The sequence below is a fragment of the Angelakisella massiliensis genome, assembly GCF_900104675.1.
GTDB classification, from domain to species: Bacteria; Bacillota; Clostridia; order Oscillospirales; family Ruminococcaceae; genus Angelakisella; species Angelakisella massiliensis.
Genome location: NZ_LT629944.1, coordinates 278,203 through 300,686, shown reverse-complemented (window position 1 = coordinate 300,686; position 22,484 = coordinate 278,203). Strand labels below are relative to the sequence as shown.

Genomic DNA, 22,484 nt, shown 5'->3' with positions numbered 1-22,484 from the left:
CCTGACCGGGTACAGCCTGTGGAACGAAGGAACGCACGAACGCAAAAAATCGAAGTTCATTTTTTATTGTTCGGCTCAGCGGGCGCTCTAAAATCCGCACTTCCCGATCAATGGTTGTGCAAACAGTGAAAAACACTACCATAAGCAGAGCACAAATCATCATTCGGTGATTTACAGAATGGTGATGGTAGTATGCGGAAAGGTGCCTATTTTCACTATTTCGCTTGTAAGCCCACCTAATCGCAAAGTCGATGGGATACTGTTTCGGACAGTTCTTCACAGGCGCAATCCTGAGTGACTTTTAAGAAGCAATCAAGATTTACTGTACCATGCAGCGTGTATGCTCCACGGTAAAACCATTTCATGAAAGAATGAGGTGTTTTCTATGAAATCCAATTTGAGAAATGAAATCAAGTCGTACATTGTGCGTTCCGGATACACGATGCAGGAAGTCGTTGACCGGCTTTCTGAGGATTACGGCTGGAGCGACAGCGTTTCCAACCTGTCCAACAAGCTCCAGCGGGAGTCTCTGCGGTATGTGGAGGCGGTACAGCTCGCCGATGCCCTTGGCTATGATCTCGTATGGCAAAAGCGGAGGGACAAATGATGTCCGCCGTTCTTACCCACCGCATCTCCCGTCCCCATCGAAAAATCCGCAGATTTGGAGATGGATGGCAGAGTGGATTTGCAAAATCTGCTCTGCCTGTGAGTGGCAGAAATGAAGCAATCGAGATTGCGGAGATGCTGTCGGTCACACCGCCTTTTGAGGATTTGGGTGCCACACACAAGCCTCTAAAGGCGGCAAGGCATTCGCAGATGCCGCATTCCCCCTCGGAGAGCCCACGGCACTTTGCAGCCCTCTGGGATAAAAGTGTCATAGTGGGTTATTACACTTCCCGCAGGAAGTGCATCCTCGTCCCCCAGCCGTCTGCCGCACAATGGAAAGGAGCTGATTTGTATGGCCAGAAATGACGGAATCGACCGCACCTTTGCCCGTAACCAGGACTTGCCCACCCTTGATGATGTGGCGAAGGTTCAGGAGCACAACGAACGAGAAAAGGACAGCTACTCCAACCAGGATATTGATACCACCCAGACCTACCGGAATATTCACTTCAAAGCTCCCACCGACAGCTATGCCGCTATGTTCGATCAGATGATTGCCGATGGCGTCATCTCCACCCGTGGCCTGAAAGCCGATGCGGTGAAATATGGGGAGCTGATTTTTGATGTGAACTCCGCTTACTTCCACAATCACGGCGGCTACGAATATGCCAAGCAGTTCTACACCGACGCATACAAAGCAGCCGTGGAGATCGTGGGCGGTGAGCAGTATATCCTCTCTGCCGTCATGCACGCCGATGAACGCAACCGGGCCATGTCGGAAGCTCTGGGGCAGAATTTGTATCACTACCACCTTCACGTGGTCTATATCCCGGTGGTGGAAAAACAGATTCTCTGGTCAAAGCGGTGCAAGGACAAGTCCCTTGTGGGCACAGTCAAGGAGACCATCATGCAGGTCAGCCGCAGTAAAAAGTGGGAATCCAAGGTAGCTCTGGATGAGCAGGGTAATCCGCTTCTGACCTCCAAGGGGAAGAAAGTCCTGCGGACATCATACAGTGTCCTGCAAGACGATTTCTTCAACTATATGAAAGCTGCCGGATATACCGATGTGGAGCGTGGAGAGCGTGGCAGCACCGAAGAACATCTGACTGTGACCCAGTTCAAAGTGGCACAGGAGCAGCAGCGGCTGGAAGATGTGACCGCTCAAATCGCTCAGACGGAGCAGGCACTGGACACTGCACAGGCTGCCGTTGAGAAAAAGCAGAAGGAACTGCAATCCCTGCAAAAGCAGACCAAAGAACAGCGCACCACCGCCCTGACCGTACAGGAAATCCGCTCCATGGGGAAAAAGACGATCACCGGCAACATCACTCTGACCCCATCCGAGTGCAGCACACTCAAGGATTATGCGGTCAATGGGATTCTTGCCAAGGCAGAAAACAGCCGTTTGGAAGATAAGTTGCAACAAGCGCAAAAGAGTGCCGCTGTCTGGAAACAGCGATACGAAAAGATTTATGACAAGTACCAAGAACTGAAAAAGGAAGTCCAGCCATATCTGGACGCTGTCAAGCTCGCACCCGAAAAGGTGCGGGCTTTTCTTGACGCCATTTTAACCCGGACCCGGCAAACAAGGCAGCACGATCAACCTTCCCACCGCAAGTCGCAGGATATGGAACTTTAATTGATGGAGGAAACTGCATGAGAAAACACAAAGATTTTATGAGCGAACCCGACTATGGCTATATCGACATTGAATCCTGCTTTGACCCAATTTTTGATCCGCCGATTGATTTTCTGGAAGAATGCCGGAAACGCTGGGAAAACCGGATGAATCCGTTCGCCGGTACGGTGGAACGAAAAATCGGAAATACCTGGTATCTGCTGGAGACTGTATGTGACGGAAATGAGCCGCTTACCCACAAGGTAAAACGGCTCATTTTCTCGGATAAGGAGGCGCTTTGTTCATGACACAGACTCAAATTCATGCTACAATATCACCATGCACACCGATTCTGTCAGCTGACCCAACCGTAAAGGAGGACGCTATGTTGGATCAGCAGAAAATCACCATCCTGTACTGCCGCCTCAGCAATGAGGATGCACTGGATGGAGAATCAAATTCGATACAGAATCAAAAAGAGTTTTTAACCCGGTACGCAGCCGAGCATGGCTACACCAACCTGAAAATTCTGGTGGATGACGGATATACGGGAACCAATTTTGACCGCCCCGGCGTGCAGGAAGGCTTTGCACTGGTTAAGCAGGGGCTTGTCGGTTGCTGGCTGGTCAAGGATCTTAGTAGGTTTGGCCGAGATTACCTGACCGTTGGACAGTACACGGACATCATTTTCCCCAGCTACGATGTGCGCTTTATCGCTGTCAATGATGGTGTGGACAGTGAACGAGGCGACAGCGACGGCTTTGCTGCTATTCGTAATTTGTTCAACGAATGGTATCCACGGGACACCAGCAAAAAAGTCCGGGTCGTATTCCGGCAGAAAGGCACCAGCGGAAAGCATCTGGGAAAACCGCCCTATGGTTATCGCACTGACCCTACCGATAAAGACCATTGGATCATTGACGATGATGCCGCCCTAGTAGTCAAGCGCATCTTTGACTTGGCTATTGACGGCAAGGGGCCGGAACAGATTGCCCGTATACTGGAGAAGGATAAGGTGTTGACTACCAAGGCGCTGTATGCCAAACAGTCGGAAAATCATCCTGACCCGAAAAAGCGGAAGAAGATGCCGGAGCGCCCTTATCATTGGATTGGTCAATCGGTTGTGGGTATTCTGGAACGGATGGAGTACACCGGCTGTACCTGCAATTTCAAGACCTATTCCAAGTCCTATAAGCTGAAGAAGCGGATTCCCAATGCCATCGAAGATATGTGTATCTTTCCTGATACGCAGGAAGCAATCGTTTCTCAGGCTCAGTGGGACAGGGTGCAGGAGTTGCGAAAAAACAAACGCCGTCCCACAAAAGCGGAACGGCAGGGATTGTTCTCTGGGCTTCTGTTCTGTCCTGATTGCGGGAATAAGCTGCACTTTGCTACCTGCAAAAGCTTTGACGGCAAGCAAGACCATTATGTATGCTCCAGCTACAAAAGTGGTCGAGGCACCTGTTCTGCCCACTATATCCGGGAAGATGTACTGCGGGAACTGGTGCTGGAGCGCATCCGTACGGTCAATGCCTATATCCGGCAGGATGTAGAAGGCTTTCAGGAAGAATGGCTGCAATGCCGCCGTTCCGATCAGGAACGCAATATCCGTGAGGATCGGAAGCGAGTGGAGCAGGCCAAGAAACGGCTGGCTGACTTGGATGTTCTTCTGTCCCGACTTTATGAGGATTTTGTCCTGGGCGATCTGAGTAAGGAGCGGTATAAGAAAATGACCGCCGATTACGAGGCAGAGCAGGAGCGGTTAAAACTCGAAATTGAAGTGACGGAAGAATGGCTGGAAACTCAGGAAACCATGAGTGCAGATATGGATGCCTTTGTCGCTCTGACCCAGAAGTATGTGGATGTGCCGGAATTGACACCTACGATAGTCAATGAGTATATCAAGAAGATTGAGGTGTTTGCACCGGACAAGTCCAGCGGCAAGCGGGTACAGAAGGTAAAAATCTATTTCAACTTCGTGGATGATGTAGAGATTCCTGTGATTTCCGAGCCTGTTGTTGCGAAATCCACCCCTGGACGCAGAAAAACGGCGTGACCATTGCGGTCACACCGTTCTCTGCCCCTCGCAAAGCTAAATAGTACCTTATCACTATTAAGCCTTGATGCCACTGGCTTTTCGCCAGTGGCATCTATACCGTTTTGATTTTATGGTGGAGGCGGCGGGAATCGAACCCGCGTCCGAAAACCCATCCCTATGGCTTTCTACGAGCATAGCCGCAAATTTACATTCCCTCGCCGGACCGTCGAGCGGCGGACTGCCCGGCTCAGTAGCTTCCAATACAATCATGGGGCGGAAGCGCTCCCCATGATCGTTCACCACTAATCGACGCCCGAACCGATGCCGTGGTCCTCATCGGCCGGACGGCAGCCTAATTAGGCTGCAAACGCGTAACTATTGTTATCGTTTCTTTTTAAGTTGCCCGTTTTATAGAGGTCGAGCGCCTCTGCTCGCTTACCATACTTCAGAGTCCCCGTCGAAACCAGTGCGCCCCCATATCTGCCCGGCAAAGCCGGGAATATGCGCGCCCCGCAAGGGGAATCGCTTTTTATGAAAAGGGAGGCTTTCCTCCCGAGGGAAAACAAAAACCATCTCAAAGCTGTCCGATCCAGCGAACAGCCAAATCCAGCCATCCGGCGGCTTCCGGAACGATTTCTTCCGGCCTTCTGGCGGTAAAAGGCAGACTGTTGGACAACGCATGAGGACCATGGGGATAAATGTGCATCTCCAGTCCTGTTCCCACCCGGCCAATAGCCAGCCCCAAAAGCAAGGCATTTTCCACCGGCACAGTCCGGTCTTCATAGGTGTGCCAGAGGAATACCGGCGGCATTTGGGCTGTCACCTGACGCTCCAGGGAAAGAAGCTCCATCAACTCTGGCTCCCCATACCGCTCCCCCAGGAGATTGCGGAAGGACCCCTCATGAGGCCGGTCCAGGGCGGAGATCACTGGATAGCAGAGAATCAGACCATCGGGACGGTACTCCTCACGCTGGCCGCCCATTTCTTCCCACAGAAAATCCCGGTTCCAGAAGGTGCCCAGAGAACAGGCCAGATGACCTGCGGCGGAAAAACCGCAAACCACCACCCGCTGAGGGTCCACATTCCACCCCTCATGCTCCCGGCGAATGAGGCGCACCGCCTCAGCCAACTGGGTCAGAGCGGTGGGGAAGCGGGCAGGCGCTACGCTGTACCGCAGCAGAAAGCAGTTGCATCCGGCGGAAAGGAATTTTGCCACAATGGATTCGCCTTCCCGCTCCGAAAGAAAGCCGTAGGCGCCGCCGGGACAGACAATTACCGCCGGGCGGGGCCGCTCCGAAAATTCTTCCGGCAGATACCGCCCCGGCAGATATGCCGTCAGCCGGCCTCCATGGCGGAGAGGAAGATCCAAAAGCTCCATCTTGCATTCACCTTCTGCTCCGGTCCTTCATGGCCCGGTCAATATCCCGCTGGGCGTCCCGTTTGGCCATGTCGTCCCGCTTGTCATAAAGCTTTTTACCTTTACACAGCCCCACTTCCACCTTGACCCGGGGCCCCTTGAAGTAGACCTGAAGGGGAACCAGGGTGATGCCCTGCTGCTTGACCAGACCGAACAGCCGGTTCAGCTCCCGGCGGTGAAGCAGCAGCTTCCGGGGACGCATGGGGTCGCGGTTGAAGATGTTTCCCTGTTCATAGGGGCTGATGTGCATTTGCTTGACAAACAGCTCCCCGTTTTCAAAATCGCACCAGGCATCCTTGAGGTTCAGGCCGCCGCAGCGCAGAGACTTTACCTCGGTGCCGAACAGCTCGATGCCGGCTTCCAGGGACTCCTCCACAAAGTAGTTGTGCCGGGCCTGCCGGTTGTAGGAGATCTGTTTGATACTGTCTTTGCCCATGGGCGTCGCCTCCTTCTGCCGGGCCGCGTTTGATGCTTTCCTAGTATATCATGGATCACGGGGGGATTCAAGAGGGGGGATCATTCCGCCTGGCGGAATACCCACAGTCTGTTGGCTCCAAAGCTGAGGACCAGGGTAAAGCCAGTGGCCAGCACCTTGGCGATGAGCTTGGGCAGCCCCCAGAAGTCGAAGAAAAACCACAGCAGTCCGGTGCTCACCAGCAGCATCACCAGATTCAGCGCCACAAACCGCACCAAAGCGGGACTGAAAAAGCGGTCTTTGGCCTGGAAGGTCCAGCTGCGATTGAAAACATAACTGTTGAGCATCCCGGCGCTGTAGCTGATGACCTGAGAAAGATAGACATTTAAGCCCAGCACCTGGGCCAGCAGAGCAAAAACGCCCATATCGATGAGGGTATTGGCAACCCCCACCACGGCAAATTTTGCCGCCCGAAGCAGTTCCTTAAAGCCGCGGTCCACCTGAAAACCACCTTTCATTGGAAGAGTATGGTCCTGAAAAAGCGTCTGTATACGAGGCATTGGGAAGGAAGAACAGAGCCCTTTTTCCTGTCCTCCGGCGGCGATGGCACTGGGGCCGATAGACCGTGCTGCTTTCTCATCAGGATCAAAATGAATCAAATTCTAAAACGAATTGTATATTTTTGCTGATTTATAACGATTTGTGGGAGAAAAAGGCATGGCGCTGTTCTCCGTCTCCAAGGGGGATGTCTGCGATCCGCTCCTCAAATTTCGCTGCGTCCCTGGAGGGCCCGATAAAGGGTCACCTCATCGGCATATTCCAGATTGCCTCCCACAGGGATGCCATAGGCCAGGCGGCTGGTTTTCACCCCCAGGGGTTTGAGCAGCCGGGCGATATACATGGCGGTGGCTTCTCCCTCCACAGTGGGATTGGTGGCCATGATGACCTCCTCCACCCCGCCTTTGTTCACCCGGGCCAGCAGCTCCTTGATGGTCAGCTGTTCAGGCCCCACCCCTTCCATAGGGGAAATCAGGCCGTGAAGGACATGATAAACGCCGTTATATTCCCGGGTCCGCTCAAAGGCCAGCACATCCCGGGGGTCCTCCACCACGCAGATGACCGAGTGATCCCTGCCGGAGGCGGCGCAGATGGGGCACAGCTCCTGGTCGGTGAGATTGCCGCAGACGGTGCATTTTTTCATTTTGGTCCGGGCGTCCACGATGGCTTCGGCAAACTGCCGGGCTTTTTCCTCCGGCAGGTCCAGGATATAAAAGGCAAACCGCTGAGCGGTTTTGCGGCCCACCCCCGGCAGGCGGGCAAATTGTTCAATAAGCTTTGTAAGGGGCAGCGCGCTTTCCATGGTCAAACACCTGTTATCCTTCCACTGTTTCTTGCTCCCATGTTGGGAAAAAAAGGGGAGGAACAGCCCCAACCCACTCCCGGAGCCGTTCCCCCCTAACGGGTTTTATCAGAACATACCGGGGACGTTGAGACCGCCGGTGATCTTCTCCATCCGTTTGGCCGAATCCTCCTCAGCGGTGCGGATAGCCTCGTTGACTGCCGCCACGATCAGGTCCTCCAGCATCTCGATATCCTCGGGGTCCACCACTTCGGGCTTGAGCTTGACGGATTTCAGCTCCTTCTTGCCGGTGATGGTCACCTCGATCATGCCGCCGCCGGAGGTGGTGACATATTCCTTGGCGTTGATCTCTTCCTGGGCCTTGGTCATCTCCTCCTGCATCTTCTGAGCCTGACGGATCATCTGGTTCATATTGCTGGGGCCGCCGCCCATTCCCTGGGGTAATCTTGCTTTCATAGTGATTGATTCCTTTCCTATCAACTGAAATTACATGGTTTTGATTTCTATACCACTGTCCGCCGCTGCCGCCAGCAGCTCGTCCAGGGGTTTGACCTGTTGTTCTGGGGTTTGTTCCTTGGGGGGATCATAGGGGCCGATGCCGTACCGGGTGCCGGTCACCTCGGCAATAGCCCGTTTCAGCTGCACACGCACGTCGTCGCTGCTGTTCATCAGTTCCCGGAACACCGGATTGGGGAAATCAATAAGCACCCGGCTGCCGCTGATAAAGGCCCGGGAACCGGTGAGAGCCCCCCGGAGGGCTGGATTGACGATTTTCAGCCGGTCCATCACCTCGCCCCACCGCTCCATAGGTACAGCCGGTTGGGAAGGGGGAGCCGGAGAGGGGGATGGACGGGCCGCTTTCTTTTCCTTTTGGGGTTTGGCGGGAGCTTCCTCCTGTTGGGGTTGGGAGACCTCCGCCGGAAGGGTGACCCCCTCGGCCAGCAGCCGGTTCAGCTTCGCCTCCAGCTGATCGATCCGGGCCAGCAGCGCCTGAGGGGACTGATCCAAACGGGGATCGCACAAACGGGCCAGACACAGCTCCAGCTCAGTGCGCCGGGAGGTGGTGCGGCTCATCAGGGCCGAAGCCTGCTGCAAAGCGCTGATGGCGTATACCAGCCGTGCCGGGGTGAAGGCCGCGGCCTGGGTTTTATACCGCTCCAGGGTCTCCGGCAGGCAGACGATCAGCTCTCCGGGATTTTTGGAGGTGGCCGCCATCAGCAGATTGCGGTAATGGGTCACCAGCTGCTGACACAGCCGGTCATATTCCACCGCCTGACTGCCCAGGACGCCGATGAGGTCCAGAGCGGCTGACAGATCCTTGCGGCTGACAGCATCGGCGATATCAAACAAATAATCCTGTCCAATGAGGCCCGCCGCTTCGCTGACCGTTTCCAGCGTCACCTCGTGGCTGTGGGAGGAACACAGGTCCAGCAGGGAAAGGGCGTCCCTCATTCCGCCGTCGGCCAGCCGGGCGATCATGGCCAGGGCCTCGTCGGTGATGGAAATCCCCTCCTGGTCCGACACATACCGCAGACGGCCGGCAATGGCGGCGCTGTCGATGCGCTTGAAGTCGAACCGCTGGCATCGGGACTGGATGGTGGCAGGGATTTTGTGGACCTCGGTGGTGGCAAGGATAAAGATCACATGGGAAGGGGGCTCCTCCATGATTTTCAGCAGAGCGTTGACCGCCCCCATGCTGAGCATATGGACCTCGTCGATGATGTACACCCGGTATTTGGTGACATTGGGCAGGAAATTTGCCTCCTCCCGCAGGTCCCGGATGTTGTCCACGCCGTTGTTGCTGGCGGCGTCGATCTCCACCACATCCACCATGGAGCCGTTATCGATGCCCTTGCAGATCTCGCACTCACCGCAGGGGCTGCCGTCCTTGGGGGCAAGGCAGTTGACCGCCTTGGCGATGAGCTTGGCGCAGGTGGTTTTGCCGGTACCCCGGCTGCCCATGAGAAGATAGGCGTGGGCGGGCTTGCCGGCGGCGATCTCGTTGCGGAGGGTGGTGGTGATATGCTCCTGGCCCACCACGTCGTCAAAACTTTTGGGCCGCCATTTGCGGTAAAGGGCCTGATACATTTCTTTCCCTCCTCAGTTACCAAAAAAGGACGGACAAAGCCGCTGGTGTGCATTATCACACGGACGTCCGGTTGGCTGCGGCACCCGCGAAACGCTGCTTAATGCTGCTCGGTTCCCCGCCTGACATGGTTCACAGCGCCGCGTCGCACAGGACCGAACATCCGCGTGACAATGGACATCAACTGTCCTGTCCATCCTTGCTTGGGCGTGATAGCTTATCTATTATACCTGATGAAAAATAAAAACTCAACCCCTCCGCCGGTTTTTCACAGAATTTTCAGAAAAACTCCAGGGAAAGGTAGCCATCCGGCCCCCTCAAGAGGGCGGGGGAGAGGATGGCTGCGCCCCTTTCCGGGATGAGGCAGCCTCTCCTCCCGGGGAAGGAGCAAAGCCTCCTGTTTCAGCCTTCCTTTTGACATTTTTTCTTTCTTCCGGGAACTCAGACGGTGATCTCGATCTGGTTTCCCTCCAGGGCCACCACGCAGCTTTCATAATAGCCGTCCCCTGTAACCCGGGGGCCGCTGACCACTTCAAAGCCATCCGTTTGCAGCCTCTTGGTCAAGGCGTCCACCTGTTCCCGGCTGCCCACGCTGAAAGCGATATGGGCAAATCCTGTTCGGGTCAAAGGCTTTTCCAGGTCCTCCATGGCGGGGCGGGTCATCAGCTCCAGCCGGGTCCCGCCCTCAAAGGTGAGGAAAAAGGAGCGGAAACCGGTTTTCTCATTGTGATACCCCTCATTGGAGGACGCCCCAAAATAGCGGACAAAGAAATCCCGGGCCGCCGCCAAGTCGTTGACATAGAGGGCAATATGCTCGATCTTCATTCAGCTCTCCTCTTTCTTTTCCCATACTGGAAAGGCTGCTCTCCCATTCCTGCCCCCGGCAGAAAGGAAAAGCAGCCTCCTGTTTACTCCTGATTTTCCGGTTCTTCGCCGGTATCCGGCTGGGCGCTTTGCTGTTCTCCTCCGTCCGGTTCCCCGGTGACCGCGGAAAGGAACTCATAGGTGCCGTTGCCGTTGTCCGAGAGGGTCCACAGCTGCATTTTGTCCCGACGGGTACACAGGGGGTCCTGATAGGTGTACAGTCGAACCTCCACCTTGCCCTCATCCCCCTGGGTCAGATAGAGATTGTACTCCGGCATTTCGATTCCGCCCCGGCCATAAGCCATATAATCGTCCGTTTCCGGGCGATAGAAGGAGGTGCCGGAAGGATCAAAGTTCTCCAGGCCAAAATACCGGTATACCGCCTGCTGCACCTGCTCCAGAGTGAAGCCGCTGTCCTGGAAGCCGTTTTCCTCCGCCAGAACCTGGAGGCAGTATTCGGTGATAATGTTGTCATCCAACTGAGAGGGGCCCTGAAAATCCGGTCCGCCGAAGTAACTGAGCATCCGGCTTACCTGCTCCCCGGCGGGATGCTCCATATGGCGGTAGGGGGCGGGGTCTCCCTGTTGGAACCGCTCCGCTTTCAGCTGCAGATTTTCGTCGCACCGAATCCAAAGCTCCCAGATCTGCTCTCCCTCCGGCAGCAGCCCCACGCCGTTGTCCACTGTCAGCGCTACCCGGTAGGTGCCTCCGGTTTCATATTCCTCCAAAGTTTCGTTAAGCTCCGCTTTGGAAATTTCCAGCGCGCTCCAGCCCTGATAGGTTCCCGGCTGGGCCCCCGCCAGCTCTTCAATGGTCTGGGTGTCTCCGGCTTTCAGCGCCATCAGAAAGTTTTCCGCCATCTGCCGCACCTGGGAGCTGCTTACCTGAGGCTGCTGATCTTCTTCCCCTGTCAGGACATCCCCCACCTTTTTCCGGGGAGCCTCGCTCCGGGGCGCTGTCAGCCGCCACTGGCCATCCTCACTGCGCACCGCCGTCACAGTGCATTCGTACAAAAATCCGTCCAGGCCGGTCTCCTGTACCACGGCGGTGGCCTGGTCCCCGTTTTCCTGCCCCCGAATGTTGTCCAGATCCGGCTCCAGCCACTGGGAAGCAGCTGTTCCCTGAGCGCTTTGATACAGCTTGCCGTCAATGTCCCGGAACAGTGGATTGCCCTTTTGATCGGTCGTGGCCATCAGCCGGTCCACCGTGGCGGAATCGGCATAGGTACTCTCCAACAGGGCCCGCAGGTCGGCAGTGGTTTTATATTTTTCCGATACAGCGGGATAGTACAGCGCGCCGTCCACATCCACCCCTGCGGTGGAATCTATCGTCATGCCCAGATTGGTCAGCAGATAGGCCGCCTCATAATCCTGCCCCAACAGCGTGGGAAACGCCTCCTCAGCCGTCAGGGAAGCCGTTTGTTTCTCCCCCCCGCAGGCCGCTGCCAACAGCAGCAGCACCGCCGCCGCCCAAAGGGCTGTCCATCTGAAAAGTTTTTTCATCCATCCGCACCTCACTTTTGTCTGTATAACGGAAAAGCGCCTGTTCAGGTCCCTTCGGTCCAAAAAGGGGCTGCTGAAAGGCACTGTTTGATCTTCTTCAGTCTTATTGTAGCACGGCGGACAATGGGGATGTGTGAAGGAAGTATAAATTTAGTGGATGTCAAAAGATTTTTGGAGAATCCTTCCTAATATATATGGATATCATCATTTTATCCCTGGCGCACAGATTCTTTGAAAATTCCCACAGTCAGGCTTGAACTTAGAAAAAAGATTAAATATCAAGAACATCCCCCTGGTGGTCCCGGCAGAAAACCGGCAAATATCCAGTGCGCCGGAGTTTGCATTTCCTATAGGGGCATACTATAATATAATTGTGTTTTATTGGGGAGAAGTGGACGGTGCATTGTCCCTGGGGACTGCATCTCCAGGATGTCCGCATCCGGCGGCTGAGGTTGCCGGATGACGGTGAAGGCTAAAGAAGAAAGGGCGAGAGGATGGATCATTTACATCGGCAGCGGCAGTTTCATATTATGCTGGAGCAGGGGGACGTGGGCCGCTACTGCATCCTTCCCGGCGACCCGGGACGGTGCGAGAAAATCGCGGCTTACCTGGATAACAGCAAAAAAATCGCTTCCAACCGGGAATTTACTACCTACACAGGCACGCTGGAGGGGGAGCCGGTGAGCGTGGTGTCCACCGGTATCGGCGGGCCGTCGGCGGTCATCGCTCTGGAGGAGCTGGTGGCTATCGGGGCGGATACCTTTATTCGGGTGGGAACCTGCGGCGGCATCCGCCTGGATGTGGAAGCGGATGATATCATTATCCCCACAGGGTCTGTGCGGATGGAGGGCACCAGCCGGGAATACGCGCCCATCGAATTTCCCGCCGTCCCCGACTTTGAGGTGCTGTTTGCCCTGGTGGAAAGCGCCCGGAAGCTGGGAAAACCCTGGAAAGCGGGTGTGGTGCAGGCAAAGGATTCCTTTTACGGGCAGCATTCTCCGGAGCGCTCCCCCATGGCCCATGTGCTGATGGAAAAGTGGGAGATGTGGAAGAAGCTGGGGGTGCTGGCCAGTGAGATGGAGGGGGCCGCTTTGATGGTGGCCGCAGCAGCCCGGAATGTTCGTTTTGGGGCCGTTTACCATGTGATTTGGAACCAGGAGCGGGAAAAGGCCGGCCTGGACCAGCGGGAATGTCTGGATACCGACGGAGCCATTCGGGTGGCGGTGGAAGCCATCCGTCAGATAATCCTGCAGCAGCGTGCCCAGGCATGACAGACAAAAGGAAAAATCAAAGGCGCTCGCAGCCGGCGGAACCTCTCTTGAAAGGTGTTCCACGGCTGAGGGCGCTTTGCGCTGTCTGAGAAGTTGAATTTAAGTGCGTCCTGAAAATTTGATGGGGATAAGGATGAGGGCGGACAGGGGAGACGGCCAAAGAGGCTCATCCCTTTGGAAACCCATTGCCCGGAAAGGTACCGTCCAGTTCATCGGAGATAGTGCCTGCCGCGGTTTTGGTTATTCCCTTTTGGTTTTAAGGGCGGCGGCCGGGAGGGATGGTTTCTGCCTCTGTCCCGGCAGGCAAAGATCGTCCGATAACCTGGACAGGCCCGGGTAAAGCCGGACAAAGCCGCCGGTTGGTTTATACTGCTTTTTTGATGAAGGGTTTATCCCCCTTTCGGAATTTAAAAGTACATGGTATGGCTTCCACGGCGGTTTCATAGTATAATGGGGACAATCGGCAAAGAGCCTGGAAAATGGTGGAGAAGCTGATTCTTTCCCCAAGAACGGCAAGGACACAGTCCTGGGTTTCAAAGGCTGCAAGCCGGATTTCAGGACAGAACAGAATCAGGCCGCGGCAGAAAAAGGAGTGAAGAGCAGGGGAAAATCTCTGGCGTACAACCTCTGCTGCGGCAGAGTGCGAAGAATGATATGGAGACCTGTTATGATCGAAGTAAAAGGAAAATATAATGAGGCCAAAATTTTCACCGATGTGGTGGACAGCGCCTCCATTGCTCAGGTGCAGGAGCTGTGCAACCAGGAGTTTACGGCGGGCAGCCGCATCCGTCTGATGCCGGATATTCACGCCGGAGCGGGCTGCACCATTGGCACCACCATGACCATCACCGACAAGGTGGTACCCAATTTGGTGGGGGTGGACATCGGCTGCGGGATGGAGACGATACGCATCCGGGAGACCCATCTGGAGCTGCAAAAACTGGATAAGCTGATCTATGAGAAAATCCCTTCCGGCTTTGGTACCCGTGCCAAGGCCCATCCCTATCTTCGGCAGATTGATTTGGACGCCCTCTGCTGCGCCAAACAGGTGGATCTGCTCCGGGCGGAAAAAAGCATCGGTACCCTGGGCGGCGGCAACCATTTTATCGAGGTGGACCGGGATGATGAGGGGAACCTTTACATTGTGGTCCACTCAGGCAGCCGGCATCTGGGGCTGGAGGTGGCCAAGTATTACCAGGAAGAGGGATACAAGGTCCTCAATGGCACCGACGACGCCTCGTTGGAGGCAGTCATTGCCCAAATGAAGGGGGAGGGACGCCAGAAGGAGATTCAAAAGGAGCTCAAACGCCTGAAAAATCTCAAACAAACCAGTATTCCCCGTCAGCTGGCCTATGTTTCGGGAGAATTATTTGAGCGGTATATTCATGATATGAAGATTGTCCAGCACTTTGCCATGCTCAACCGTCAGGCGATGATGGACGAGATCGTCAAGGGGATGAAGCTCCATGTGGAGGAACAGTTCACCACCATCCACAATTATATTGACACGGACAGCATGATTTTGCGGAAAGGCTCTGTCTCGGCCCAGGCGGGGGAAAAGCTTCTTATTCCCATCAATATGCGGGATGGAAGCCTTCTCTGTCTGGGAAAGGGCAACGAGGACTGGAACTTTTCCGCTCCCCACGGCGCGGGCCGCCTGATGAGCCGCGCCCAAGCCAAGGAATCCTTTACTGTTTCCCAGTTCAAAAAGGAGATGGCGGAGATCTACACCACCTCTGTCAGCAAATCCACCCTGGATGAGTGTCCTATGGCATATAAAGGGATGCAGGACATTTTGGATTATATCGGACCTACAGCGGAGGTGCTCAAAATCATTCGGCCCATCTATAACTTCAAAGCCGGGGATGAGGACTGAGTATAAAAAGGAAACATACAGACATAAGGCTGGTTTTGGAGATGCAGCATTTTGCCTTATTGAAAGGACCTGTGAGAGCGGCAATGGGGTCTGGAACCAGTGAACAGAAAGGAGAAGCAAGAGATGAGCGCAGAAGTATTCCAACAGGATTTGAAAGGAAAAAGTCCCAGGCCGGGAGGTCCCTTTCTCATTCAGCTGTTGTTCCGTGAGCCGGTGACCATGCCGGACAAAGAGCGGATGATCGCTGTAATGGAGCGCCATGTGGGCCGGGTGGAATGTTATAGTCACGACAAAAAATCAGCCGGCTTTTCCACTATGGAGCATTTGGGAGAGTTTAAGGAAGGGAAGGTCCCGGTACAGCTGATAGTAACTGCCTGCGAGAGCTTTCAGGGGAAGGGTTTCGATCCATTTCTCACAAGCCAGATGTGGGACTGCATGGAAGAGCGGGACCGGATTTTGGAGCAGTGCCAATACCAGGTGGTGGCGGTGGATATGCTGGCGGCCTCTCTCCCGGCGCTGGAGCGGGCACAGCTGGATATGGACTTTCTGGAGGCTCTGGCGGAGCTGTATCCCACCTGTGAGGGGTTCTATTTTCAGAACTGCGGCAAGCTGTTCTCCGGGGAACAGGTGCGCTCTCACGGTCTCCAGGGGTCGGATCGTTTTATTCGCTTCGGCGTCAACGCCCGCTTTTTCAATATCCAGGACACGGAGGATATGATTGTGGACACCGTGGGAATGAGCACGCTGTTTCTGCCGGACCTCCAATACCATTTCCATGATATGGACCCCAACTGGGTGGTTGGCCATGCTTATAATCTGGCCTCTTATATTCTGGAAAATGACAACCCTATCCAGTCCGGCGAAACGGTGGACGGCATTACGGGGGGACGCATGAGCCAACAGGTGCAGTGGCTCTGTCAGTATGAAGATGCTCTTGTTCAGCCTCCCCGGGGAGTGCTGGATGTGAACATGGGGGAGTATGCTTCCGGCGGCAGATAAATCCGGTGTTCCTTGCCTGAAAAGATCTTTGATAGCTTTTTCGGGTGACGGAGGAAAGATCATAAAAAACAAAGTAAAAAGAAAGATCCGGTCCTGTACATGGCCGGATCTTTTTAATGATGGAGAAAAGAAGCTGGTGACAAATTCAAAGTTAATGTGGGAAAAAGTCTGGAAAGAATCAAGATACACATATTTTTGAACACAGCTGTAGCAGGAAAAGGTTCCTACAAAAGGGGAGGGTTATTCCTATGAACGGTCACTGTTGAAAAGAACAGCAGATATTTTTATAAGTGCGGCCCTTCTCCCATAGGTTGCCGGCAGAGGAAAGTTCTTTGAGGCCGATGAACGAAAAATCATCCCGGAGTACACAGCAAATGCAGATCCTTTGCAGGTGAAACTGCGGGAGTACGCAAAAGTGAAGCTGGGGCAAAGGGCACAGCATCTTTTTGACTGTTGTTTTTGCTGTGGGTAGTGGGGGGCTGAAATAGGGGATGGGAAGAACTGCCCGCCCACAAACTGCATAGGCAATAAAAAATAAATTTGGATATGAAAAAATCCGGTCAAATCAATGACCGGATTTTTTGGTGGAGATGAGGGGGATCGAACCCCTTACCTCTTGAATGCCATTCAAGCGCTCTCCCGGTTAGATCGGTTACATACCCCTCTAAATCGGGCCAATAGAGCGTTCAATACGCGGGACACCCCACCAAAAGCCGCAAAACCATCGGCGTTTTTCTTGAAATTCATTATAGCTGGGGCCAGACCGCATATCAATACTAAATTTGAAAACAAGCTCGATACCGCAATTCCCTTTTCGCATGGTATAATTTCCTTGTTCCATAGCGAAAGGGGGTGTTGAGTATGGAGAAAGAATATATAGCTGGTGAGCCGCAAAGATATGAGATCGGCAATCGCGTTTTTATCGTGGAGCCCCGTTATGATAAAAACGGTGAAAGTATGTCGGACATCCTGTTAAAGCTGATGATGGCCGATGTCGATGAAAAAATGTGGAACGAAGGCCACCGCGAAAAAATCTAATCTAAAATTAAATCCGAGTTGTCAAGCAAGGTATTTATTCTAAAACAATTTCATATTGAGCATTACGCCGCCCGAGTGAGACTATGGGCGGCGTTTTCATACACCACAACTTGAAAGGAGGAGTCCCTTATCTGCTGCCAGCCATCGGGCTGGCTTTTTTCATTTCAAGACAAAGGAGGTTTGACATTGGCAGACGATAAAAAGAATATCGGCCCCGAGGCAGAAACGACTGACACGGCCCCCGCGCAGGAGCAGCCTGCTCCCGGCAAGGCCGAGCCCGTTGTGGCAGATCCCGCCCCGGCTGAAAAGGCAGCTCCCGCAGAAAAGGCGGAGCCCACCGTCCCGGAGGCTCCCAGCCCTGCGGCTCCCGAGCCGCTCAAGCCCGACAAGGAGGCCAAGCAGACTGCCACCCCGGACAAGAGTGATCCTGCCCCTGCTCCCTCTGGCAAGGTGGTGGATTTCGCCGCCGCCCGTGAGGAGGCCGGAAAGGACAAGGCCCCGAAGGAAAAGGCTCCCAAGCAGAAAACCACGGAGTCGAAGGACAAAGCAGCGGCCAAGGCCAGCAAGGGCCGCCCGGCAAAGGCTGACAAGGCGGCCCCCGACAAGGCCAAGCCGCCCACGCGAGACAAAATGTCCCAAAGTAAGGCTGCCCCGGAAAATGCTGCACCCAATCCGCAGGAGGCTCCCGCCCCTGCCGCGCCGGAGCAGCCCGCCGCGCCCCGTGACGCTACCCGCGCAGAAAAAGAGGAAATTGTCTACCTCAATCTGTCCGAGCTGCGCCCGTTCAAAAACCATCCCTTTGGTGTCCGTGACGATGCCGAGATGCAGGGCCTTGTGGAGTCCGTCCGGGCAAGTGGTGTAAACCAGCCCGCGCTGGTGCGCCCCACCGAGGATGGCGGGTATGAGATCATCGCGGGCCACCGCCGCCAGAGGGCAAGCGAGCTGGCCGGGTTTGTGAATATGCCCTGTATTGTCCGTAACATGACCGATGACGAGGCCATCCTCGCTATGACGGATGACAACCTGCGCCACCGCGAAAAGATTTTGCCCACGGAAAAGGCACAGTCTTTGAAAATGCAGGTGGAGGCCATCAAGCACCAAGGCGCTCGTCCCGGTGAGGACGCACAGGAGGCGGGTAAACGCTCCACGCAGATCGTGGGTGATCGCAACGGCATGAACTACAAACAGGTACAGCGGTATATCCGCTTGACCGAGCTGGTGCCGGATTTGCAGAAAATGCTGGACGAAAAAAAGCTGGCATTTACCCCCGCCGTGGAGATTTCCTTTATCCGGCCCAAACATCAGAAGTATATCGCCGTGTCCATTGAGGGCCAGCAGTCCTCTCCGTCCCTATCCCAAGCCCAGCGGCTCCGCAAGCTGGATCAAGAGGGCAAGCTGAACGGCGATGTGATCGACGGCATTTTGATGGAAGAAAAGAAGGAGGTTGATAAGGTGATTATCAATAGCGCGGAACTGGAAAAGTATTTCGGCAAGGACAAGTCCCCCCGTCAGATGAAGGATCAGATCATGGCCCTGCTGGATGACTGGAAGGCCAAGCAGCCCCCCGAGCTGGGCAAGCCCGAAAAGAAAACGGATAAGAGCCTGTAACCTCGAGACAATTTGTCCCGAGGTTTTTTCATTGAATGGAGGTTTTAACAATGAAACGACCCCTCGCATATATCACCGCTGCGTGGTGCGGCAGCGATGCCGAAAACGCAAAACAGGCGGCGCAGTATTGCCGCAGCGTGTATGAGGCGGGCTTTTCGCCCATCTGCCCCACGCTGTTCCATCCCCTGTTCCTCAATGATGCCATTCCCGAGGAGCATAAAAGCGGGATCGACATGGCCCGTAATCTGCTCAAACGCTCTCATGTGCTGGTGGTGTGCGGCCATACCGTCACCGAGGCTATGAAGAACGATATTGCTGTTGCCCAGCGGCTGGGTATCACGGCAACCACGCTGGAGGGCATCTTGACGGTCAAGGGACAGGGCCGCCGCTGATATGGCGGCCCTGCTGGAAGCCTACATTACCAACCTCGGCAAATATGCCGAGGGGCAGCTTGTGGGCGAAACGCTGAAATTTCCCACCACGGCGGAGGAGGTACAGTCCCTCTTAAAGCGCATCGGCGTGGACGGCATACGGTATGAGGAGATTTTCATAACCAGCTTTGACGGCGATGTACTGGGGCTGCATGAGCACTTGGGCGAATATGAAAGCATTGACGAGCTCAACTATCTGGCCGCGCTGCTGTCGGAAATGGATCAGAGCGATATAGAAAAGTTTGAGGCGGTCATAGACGCTGGCGAATACACAGGTAGCGTAAAAGACTTAATCAACCTCACGCAAAATCTGGATTGCTTTGAGTTCTATTCCGGTGTCCGTAGTGACGAGGAGCTGGGCCGTATGTATGTGCTGGAGTTCGGCGGTGTGGAAGTCCCGGAACACCTCATTGATTATATCGACTATGAGGCATACGGGCGGGATGTGCGGATCAATGACGGCGGCCACTATGCCCCCGGTGGATATGTGGCCGACAACCGCAGCAGCTTTATAGAGCACTACACGGGCCGGGATGACATTCCCGACGAGCACCGCGTTTTCTCCATGCCCAAGCTGTCCATCCGGGAGCAGATGTCAGCTTTCAAGGAAATTATAGACCGTTCCTCGCTGGAGGGGGAACGGAAACGGCCCACGCTGGGCCATACGGAACGATAACCCCACCTTGGGACAACTTGTCCCGAGGTGAGAAAGGAGGCGGCATAGCTGATAGAAGAAGATATTTCCCGGCGTACTGTTGCAGTTTCCGTCCGGGCCAGTATGAAGCAGATTATTTTACCCGTCACTGTCCACCTGAATATCCGCCTGCCCCTTGCCCTCTTGCAGCCGGAACCGGCAGACGCGCCCACCGGCCCGGAGCCGGAGGCCCATGCCTGCCAGGGCTGCGGCAACTGCGGCGGGTGCGGGAAGTGCCAGCATGAAGAAAAGCAAGCCTGAACCCGTCCCCGTCATGGACTACCGCCAGTACCGCAGAGCGCGGCGGCTGGTACATGAGTGCTGCAACTACGACGGCGGCAACTGTATCGCGCTGGATGATGGGGAGGAATGTGTCTGTGTCCAGTCCATTTCCTACTCCCTGTTGTGCCGGTGGTTCCGGGCGGCGGTGCTGCCACTGGACAGAGAGCTGGAAACGGCCCTGTTCCACCGCCTGGACGCCAAGCGGTGCGCCGTCTGCGGGGCGCTGTTCACCCCAGGCTCCAACCGGGCCAAATACTGCCCGGAATGTGCCGGACGCATGAAGCGTATCAAGGCCGCCCAGCGCAAGCGGAAACAAAGGGCGAAATGTCACGCTTTAGGGGCCGAAAACCCCTTGTAAATCAAGGCTTTTTTTGAGGGTGTCGCTGGGGGCCTGATAGATTTATCCTCTGGCCCCCAAAACGGCCCTCTAAAGGCGTACAGACCCCTGAAATAAACCCCAAGGAGGAACCCATGTCAGACAATCGAAAATATTACTACCTCAAGCTGAAAGAAAACTTCTACAACAGCGAAACAATGGTTATTTTGGAGAGTATGCAGGACGGCCTGCTGTACTCCAATCTGCTGCTGAAAATGTACCTCATGTCACTCAAAAGCGGCGGTATTCTCATGCTCAACGACCATCTGCCCCACACGCCCCAGACCATCGCCACCTTTACCCGCCATCAGGTGGGGACGGTGGAACGGGCCTTGAAGGTGTTCCTCGAATTTGGCCTTGTGGAGATTTTGACCGACGGGGCCTACTACATGGCCGACATCCAATTGCTGATCGGCCAGTCCTCTACCGAGGGGGAACGGAAAAAGAAAGAGCGTATGCGGTTGAAGCGTCAAAAACTGCTCCCATCCGACGGGGCGGACATTTGTCCACCATATAGCCGGGGGGACATTTGTCCACCAGAGATTAGAGATAAGAGATTAGATATTAGAGATAAGAGTATAGAGAATAGAGAGAGTGAGAGCGCCCGCGCCTATGGCCGTTACCAGAATGTTTTCCTGACAGACGAGGAACTGGCGGACTTGCAGGCCAGCTTTCCCACCGTATGGGGCCAGTACATCGAAAAGCTGTCCGAGTACATGGCCTCTACCGGCAAGCGGTATCAGAGCCATGCCGCCACCATCCGGCGCTGGGCCGGTGAGGACGCGAAGAAAGCGGCCCCGCCCACCCGAAACCGGGATTACAGCGTAAAGGAGGATGAAACCGTATGATGGAGATTACCGCAGAAATCCGGGCACTGATCGACAAGGCAGCCGCCGGTATGGAACTGGCCGGGGACGAGTACATAGACCCGGCAGACGGCCTCATTCACTGTAAAAAGTGCGGCGGCCAGAGGCAGACCGTTGTGCCATGCTTTGGGAAACCCGGCTACTTCATGCCCCGCTGTATCTGCCAGTGCCAGCGGGAGGCCGAGGAACAACGCAAGGCCGCCGAGGAACGGCAGCGCCGCATGGAGCGTATCAAGCGCAGGAAGGCCCAGGGCCTGCAAGACCGCTATCTGTACGACTACACCTTTGCCAATGACAACGGCAAAAATCCCCTGATGGACAAGGCCCGCGCCTATGTGGAGAACTGGAAGGAGGCATACAAAAACAACACCGGCCTGCTTCTGTTTGGGGATGTGGGAACCGGCAAGTCCTTTTTCGCCGGTTGTATCGCCAACGCCCTGCTTGACCGGGATGTGCCGGTGCTGATGACAAACTTTCCCACCATCCTGAACCGCCTGACAGGGATGTTCTCTGAGGACAGGGCTGACTTTATCGCCAGCTTTGACGAGTACGACCTGCTCATCATTGACGATCTGGGTGTGGAGCGCAGTACCGAGTATGCGATGGAGCAGATGTTTTTCGTCATTGACAGCCGCTACCGCAGCCGCAGGCCCATGATCATCACCACCAACCTGAAGCTGGCCGAACTCAAAAACCCGCCCGATCTGGCCCACGCCCGTATCTATGACCGCATCCTGGAACGGTGCGCCCCGATCCTCTTTGCCGGGAAAAACTTCCGGGAGGAAAACGCCGGGGCCACCAGACAGGCGGCGAAAGACATTGTAAACCGCAAGCATGAGTAATTTTTGCCGGACGGCACAGCCCCGCCCGGAGAAAGGAGCACCATGAGCGAAGAAACCCGTACCATACAGACCGCAGACACCACCCCTACCAGAGCGCCGGAGGATGCCCCCGCGCTGGTAAAGAAAATCGGCAAGACCACCTACAAGGTGCGCGTCCATTTCAGCCAGACCAGCACCGAAACCATGAGCGACAAAATCAAGCGTATGCTCAAAAACGAGATACAGCAGATGTGACCGGCTGATAAAGCCAGTCGCCTTGTGTTAAACTGATGACGGTACACACCAAAACTTTTAT

At 55.0% G+C, this 22,484-nt stretch carries 24 protein-coding genes and 2 other RNA genes; 16 read left to right on the top strand and 10 right to left on the bottom strand.

Going from position 1 to position 22,484, the window contains the following annotated elements:
* Positions 1 to 385 precede the first annotated feature (385 nt).
* The 4 genes from BQ5383_RS01965 (at position 386) to BQ5383_RS01945 (ending at position 4,280) form a co-directional block, all read left to right on the top strand.
* A complete protein-coding gene (locus BQ5383_RS01965; protein ID WP_055080156.1) occupies positions 386 to 607 on the top strand; it encodes an LLM class flavin-dependent oxidoreductase in 222 nt (73 codons plus the stop codon).
* A gap of 351 nt (positions 608 to 958) precedes the next feature.
* On the top strand, positions 959 to 2,245 hold the full coding sequence (locus tag BQ5383_RS01955; RefSeq protein ID WP_071429100.1) for a plasmid recombination protein: 1,287 nt from the start codon (positions 959 to 961) through the stop codon (positions 2,243 to 2,245).
* Between the two features lie 17 nt (positions 2,246 to 2,262).
* Entirely contained in the window at positions 2,263 to 2,532 is a 270-nt protein-coding gene (locus BQ5383_RS01950; RefSeq protein WP_071429099.1) for a hypothetical protein, read from the top strand.
* Positions 2,529 to 4,280, top strand: a complete 1,752-nt coding sequence (locus tag BQ5383_RS01945) for a recombinase family protein (RefSeq protein WP_071429098.1) — start codon at positions 2,529 to 2,531, stop codon at positions 4,278 to 4,280. The genes BQ5383_RS01950 and BQ5383_RS01945 overlap by 4 nt, the downstream gene beginning before the upstream one ends.
* Positions 4,281 to 4,393: 113 nt before the next feature.
* On the opposite strand, the gene ssrA is transcribed toward BQ5383_RS01945, so the two are convergent.
* The 10 genes from ssrA to BQ5383_RS01895 all read right to left on the bottom strand — a co-directional run bounded on the left by ssrA (position 4,394) and on the right by BQ5383_RS01895 (position 11,906).
* Positions 4,394 to 4,738: a transfer-messenger RNA gene (gene ssrA, locus BQ5383_RS01940) on the bottom strand.
* Positions 4,739 to 4,836: 98 nt separating this feature from the next.
* Positions 4,837 to 5,640, bottom strand: coding sequence for an alpha/beta hydrolase (locus tag BQ5383_RS01935; RefSeq protein ID WP_071429097.1), 804 nt, complete (start codon positions 5,638 to 5,640; stop codon positions 4,837 to 4,839).
* Between the two features lie 7 nt (positions 5,641 to 5,647).
* Entirely contained in the window at positions 5,648 to 6,115 is a 468-nt protein-coding gene (gene smpB / locus BQ5383_RS01930; RefSeq protein ID WP_071429096.1) for an SsrA-binding protein SmpB, read from the bottom strand.
* A gap of 80 nt (positions 6,116 to 6,195) precedes the next feature.
* Complete coding sequence (locus BQ5383_RS01925; protein WP_071429095.1) at positions 6,196 to 6,612, bottom strand: GtrA family protein; 417 nt, start codon at positions 6,610 to 6,612, stop codon at positions 6,196 to 6,198.
* A 245-nt stretch (positions 6,613 to 6,857) separates the two neighbouring features.
* Complete coding sequence (recR, locus tag BQ5383_RS01920; protein WP_071429886.1) at positions 6,858 to 7,454, bottom strand: recombination mediator RecR; 597 nt, start codon at positions 7,452 to 7,454, stop codon at positions 6,858 to 6,860.
* A gap of 108 nt (positions 7,455 to 7,562) precedes the next feature.
* The gene (locus BQ5383_RS01915; RefSeq protein ID WP_071429094.1) at positions 7,563 to 7,910 is read right to left on the bottom strand and encodes a YbaB/EbfC family nucleoid-associated protein; all 348 of its coding nucleotides are present in this window, start codon (positions 7,908 to 7,910) and stop codon (positions 7,563 to 7,565) included.
* Positions 7,911 to 7,940: 30 nt separating this feature from the next.
* Positions 7,941 to 9,542: a DNA polymerase III subunit gamma/tau gene (gene dnaX, locus BQ5383_RS01910; protein ID WP_071429093.1), complete on the bottom strand. Its 1,602-nt coding sequence runs from the start codon at positions 9,540 to 9,542 to the stop codon at positions 7,941 to 7,943.
* A gap of 61 nt (positions 9,543 to 9,603) precedes the next feature.
* Positions 9,604 to 9,702: signal recognition particle sRNA small type (gene ffs, locus BQ5383_RS01905), an RNA gene on the bottom strand.
* 279 nt (positions 9,703 to 9,981) lie between these two features.
* Positions 9,982 to 10,365: a VOC family protein gene (locus BQ5383_RS01900; RefSeq protein ID WP_071429092.1), complete on the bottom strand. Its 384-nt coding sequence runs from the start codon at positions 10,363 to 10,365 to the stop codon at positions 9,982 to 9,984.
* Between the two features lie 83 nt (positions 10,366 to 10,448).
* A complete protein-coding gene (locus BQ5383_RS01895; RefSeq protein ID WP_071429091.1) occupies positions 10,449 to 11,906 on the bottom strand; it encodes a hypothetical protein in 1,458 nt (485 codons plus the stop codon).
* A 494-nt stretch (positions 11,907 to 12,400) separates the two neighbouring features.
* Between BQ5383_RS01895 and udp the strand changes: the two genes are divergently transcribed.
* The 12 genes from udp (at position 12,401) to BQ5383_RS01835 (ending at position 22,423) form a co-directional block, all read left to right on the top strand.
* On the top strand, positions 12,401 to 13,177 hold the full coding sequence (gene udp, locus BQ5383_RS01890) for a uridine phosphorylase (protein ID WP_071429090.1): 777 nt from the start codon (positions 12,401 to 12,403) through the stop codon (positions 13,175 to 13,177).
* Between the two features lie 667 nt (positions 13,178 to 13,844).
* Entirely contained in the window at positions 13,845 to 15,053 is a 1,209-nt protein-coding gene (locus BQ5383_RS01885; RefSeq protein WP_071429089.1) for an RtcB family protein, read from the top strand.
* Between the two features lie 123 nt (positions 15,054 to 15,176).
* Complete coding sequence (locus BQ5383_RS01880) at positions 15,177 to 16,052, top strand: DUF4261 domain-containing protein (protein WP_071429088.1); 876 nt, start codon at positions 15,177 to 15,179, stop codon at positions 16,050 to 16,052.
* 861 nt (positions 16,053 to 16,913) lie between these two features.
* Positions 16,914 to 17,090 carry a hypothetical protein gene (locus tag BQ5383_RS20970; RefSeq protein ID WP_015574152.1) on the top strand — a complete coding sequence of 59 codons (177 nt, stop codon included), beginning with the start codon at positions 16,914 to 16,916 and terminating at the stop codon, positions 17,088 to 17,090.
* Positions 17,091 to 17,276: 186 nt separating this feature from the next.
* Positions 17,277 to 18,698 carry a ParB/RepB/Spo0J family partition protein gene (locus BQ5383_RS01865; RefSeq protein WP_087154058.1) on the top strand — a complete coding sequence of 474 codons (1,422 nt, stop codon included), beginning with the start codon at positions 17,277 to 17,279 and terminating at the stop codon, positions 18,696 to 18,698.
* A 50-nt stretch (positions 18,699 to 18,748) separates the two neighbouring features.
* Positions 18,749 to 19,090: a DUF7768 domain-containing protein gene (locus BQ5383_RS01860; protein ID WP_015574151.1), complete on the top strand. Its 342-nt coding sequence runs from the start codon at positions 18,749 to 18,751 to the stop codon at positions 19,088 to 19,090.
* Position 19,091: 1 nt separating this feature from the next.
* The gene (locus BQ5383_RS01855; RefSeq protein ID WP_015574150.1) at positions 19,092 to 19,805 is read left to right on the top strand and encodes an antirestriction protein ArdA; all 714 of its coding nucleotides are present in this window, start codon (positions 19,092 to 19,094) and stop codon (positions 19,803 to 19,805) included.
* 102 nt (positions 19,806 to 19,907) lie between these two features.
* Positions 19,908 to 20,084, top strand: coding sequence for a hypothetical protein (locus BQ5383_RS20965; RefSeq protein WP_002596503.1), 177 nt, complete (start codon positions 19,908 to 19,910; stop codon positions 20,082 to 20,084).
* Positions 20,065 to 20,463 carry a cysteine-rich VLP domain-containing protein gene (locus BQ5383_RS01850; protein WP_044992645.1) on the top strand — a complete coding sequence of 133 codons (399 nt, stop codon included), beginning with the start codon at positions 20,065 to 20,067 and terminating at the stop codon, positions 20,461 to 20,463. The genes BQ5383_RS20965 and BQ5383_RS01850 overlap by 20 nt, the downstream gene beginning before the upstream one ends.
* Before the next feature lie 113 nt (positions 20,464 to 20,576).
* Entirely contained in the window at positions 20,577 to 21,329 is a 753-nt protein-coding gene (locus BQ5383_RS01845; RefSeq protein WP_054704489.1) for a phage replisome organizer N-terminal domain-containing protein, read from the top strand.
* A complete protein-coding gene (locus BQ5383_RS01840; RefSeq protein ID WP_071429085.1) occupies positions 21,326 to 22,189 on the top strand; it encodes an ATP-binding protein in 864 nt (287 codons plus the stop codon). Before BQ5383_RS01845 ends, BQ5383_RS01840 begins: the two co-directional genes overlap by 4 nt.
* A 42-nt stretch (positions 22,190 to 22,231) precedes the next feature.
* Complete coding sequence (locus BQ5383_RS01835) at positions 22,232 to 22,423, top strand: transposon-encoded TnpW family protein (RefSeq protein ID WP_054704492.1); 192 nt, start codon at positions 22,232 to 22,234, stop codon at positions 22,421 to 22,423.
* The last annotated feature ends 61 nt before the right edge of the window (positions 22,424 to 22,484 follow it).

What these genes read in the sequence shown, in the direction of transcription:
- BQ5383_RS01845 (WP_054704489.1), top strand. Translation starts at nt 20,577, where the DNA reads ATGTCAGACAATCGAAAATATTACTACCTCAAGCTGAAAGAAAACTTC.
- BQ5383_RS01835 (WP_054704492.1), top strand. Translation starts at nt 22,232, where the DNA reads ATGAGCGAAGAAACCCGTACCATACAGACCGCAGACACCACCCCTACC.
- BQ5383_RS01850 (WP_044992645.1), top strand. Translation starts at nt 20,065, where the DNA reads ATGAAGAAAAGCAAGCCTGAACCCGTCCCCGTCATGGACTACCGCCAG.
- BQ5383_RS01860 (WP_015574151.1), top strand. Translation starts at nt 18,749, where the DNA reads ATGAAACGACCCCTCGCATATATCACCGCTGCGTGGTGCGGCAGCGAT.
- BQ5383_RS01950 (WP_071429099.1), top strand. Translation starts at nt 2,263, where the DNA reads ATGAGAAAACACAAAGATTTTATGAGCGAACCCGACTATGGCTATATC.
- BQ5383_RS01935 (WP_071429097.1), bottom strand. Translation starts at nt 5,640, where the DNA reads ATGGAGCTTTTGGATCTTCCTCTCCGCCATGGAGGCCGGCTGACGGCA.
- BQ5383_RS01885 (WP_071429089.1), top strand. Translation starts at nt 13,845, where the DNA reads ATGATCGAAGTAAAAGGAAAATATAATGAGGCCAAAATTTTCACCGAT.
- BQ5383_RS01965 (WP_055080156.1), top strand. Translation starts at nt 386, where the DNA reads ATGAAATCCAATTTGAGAAATGAAATCAAGTCGTACATTGTGCGTTCC.
- BQ5383_RS01915 (WP_071429094.1), bottom strand. Translation starts at nt 7,910, where the DNA reads ATGAAAGCAAGATTACCCCAGGGAATGGGCGGCGGCCCCAGCAATATG.
- recR (WP_071429886.1), bottom strand. Translation starts at nt 7,454, where the DNA reads ATGGAAAGCGCGCTGCCCCTTACAAAGCTTATTGAACAATTTGCCCGC.
- BQ5383_RS01855 (WP_015574150.1), top strand. Translation starts at nt 19,092, where the DNA reads ATGGCGGCCCTGCTGGAAGCCTACATTACCAACCTCGGCAAATATGCC.
- BQ5383_RS20965 (WP_002596503.1), top strand. Translation starts at nt 19,908, where the DNA reads ATGAAGCAGATTATTTTACCCGTCACTGTCCACCTGAATATCCGCCTG.
- BQ5383_RS01925 (WP_071429095.1), bottom strand. Translation starts at nt 6,612, where the DNA reads ATGAAAGGTGGTTTTCAGGTGGACCGCGGCTTTAAGGAACTGCTTCGG.
- BQ5383_RS01900 (WP_071429092.1), bottom strand. Translation starts at nt 10,365, where the DNA reads ATGAAGATCGAGCATATTGCCCTCTATGTCAACGACTTGGCGGCGGCC.
- udp (WP_071429090.1), top strand. Translation starts at nt 12,401, where the DNA reads ATGGATCATTTACATCGGCAGCGGCAGTTTCATATTATGCTGGAGCAG.
- BQ5383_RS20970 (WP_015574152.1), top strand. Translation starts at nt 16,914, where the DNA reads ATGGAGAAAGAATATATAGCTGGTGAGCCGCAAAGATATGAGATCGGC.
- BQ5383_RS01945 (WP_071429098.1), top strand. Translation starts at nt 2,529, where the DNA reads ATGACACAGACTCAAATTCATGCTACAATATCACCATGCACACCGATT.
- BQ5383_RS01840 (WP_071429085.1), top strand. Translation starts at nt 21,326, where the DNA reads ATGATGGAGATTACCGCAGAAATCCGGGCACTGATCGACAAGGCAGCC.
- dnaX (WP_071429093.1), bottom strand. Translation starts at nt 9,542, where the DNA reads ATGTATCAGGCCCTTTACCGCAAATGGCGGCCCAAAAGTTTTGACGAC.
- BQ5383_RS01955 (WP_071429100.1), top strand. Translation starts at nt 959, where the DNA reads ATGGCCAGAAATGACGGAATCGACCGCACCTTTGCCCGTAACCAGGAC.
- BQ5383_RS01895 (WP_071429091.1), bottom strand. Translation starts at nt 11,906, where the DNA reads ATGAAAAAACTTTTCAGATGGACAGCCCTTTGGGCGGCGGCGGTGCTG.
- smpB (WP_071429096.1), bottom strand. Translation starts at nt 6,115, where the DNA reads ATGGGCAAAGACAGTATCAAACAGATCTCCTACAACCGGCAGGCCCGG.
- BQ5383_RS01880 (WP_071429088.1), top strand. Translation starts at nt 15,177, where the DNA reads ATGAGCGCAGAAGTATTCCAACAGGATTTGAAAGGAAAAAGTCCCAGG.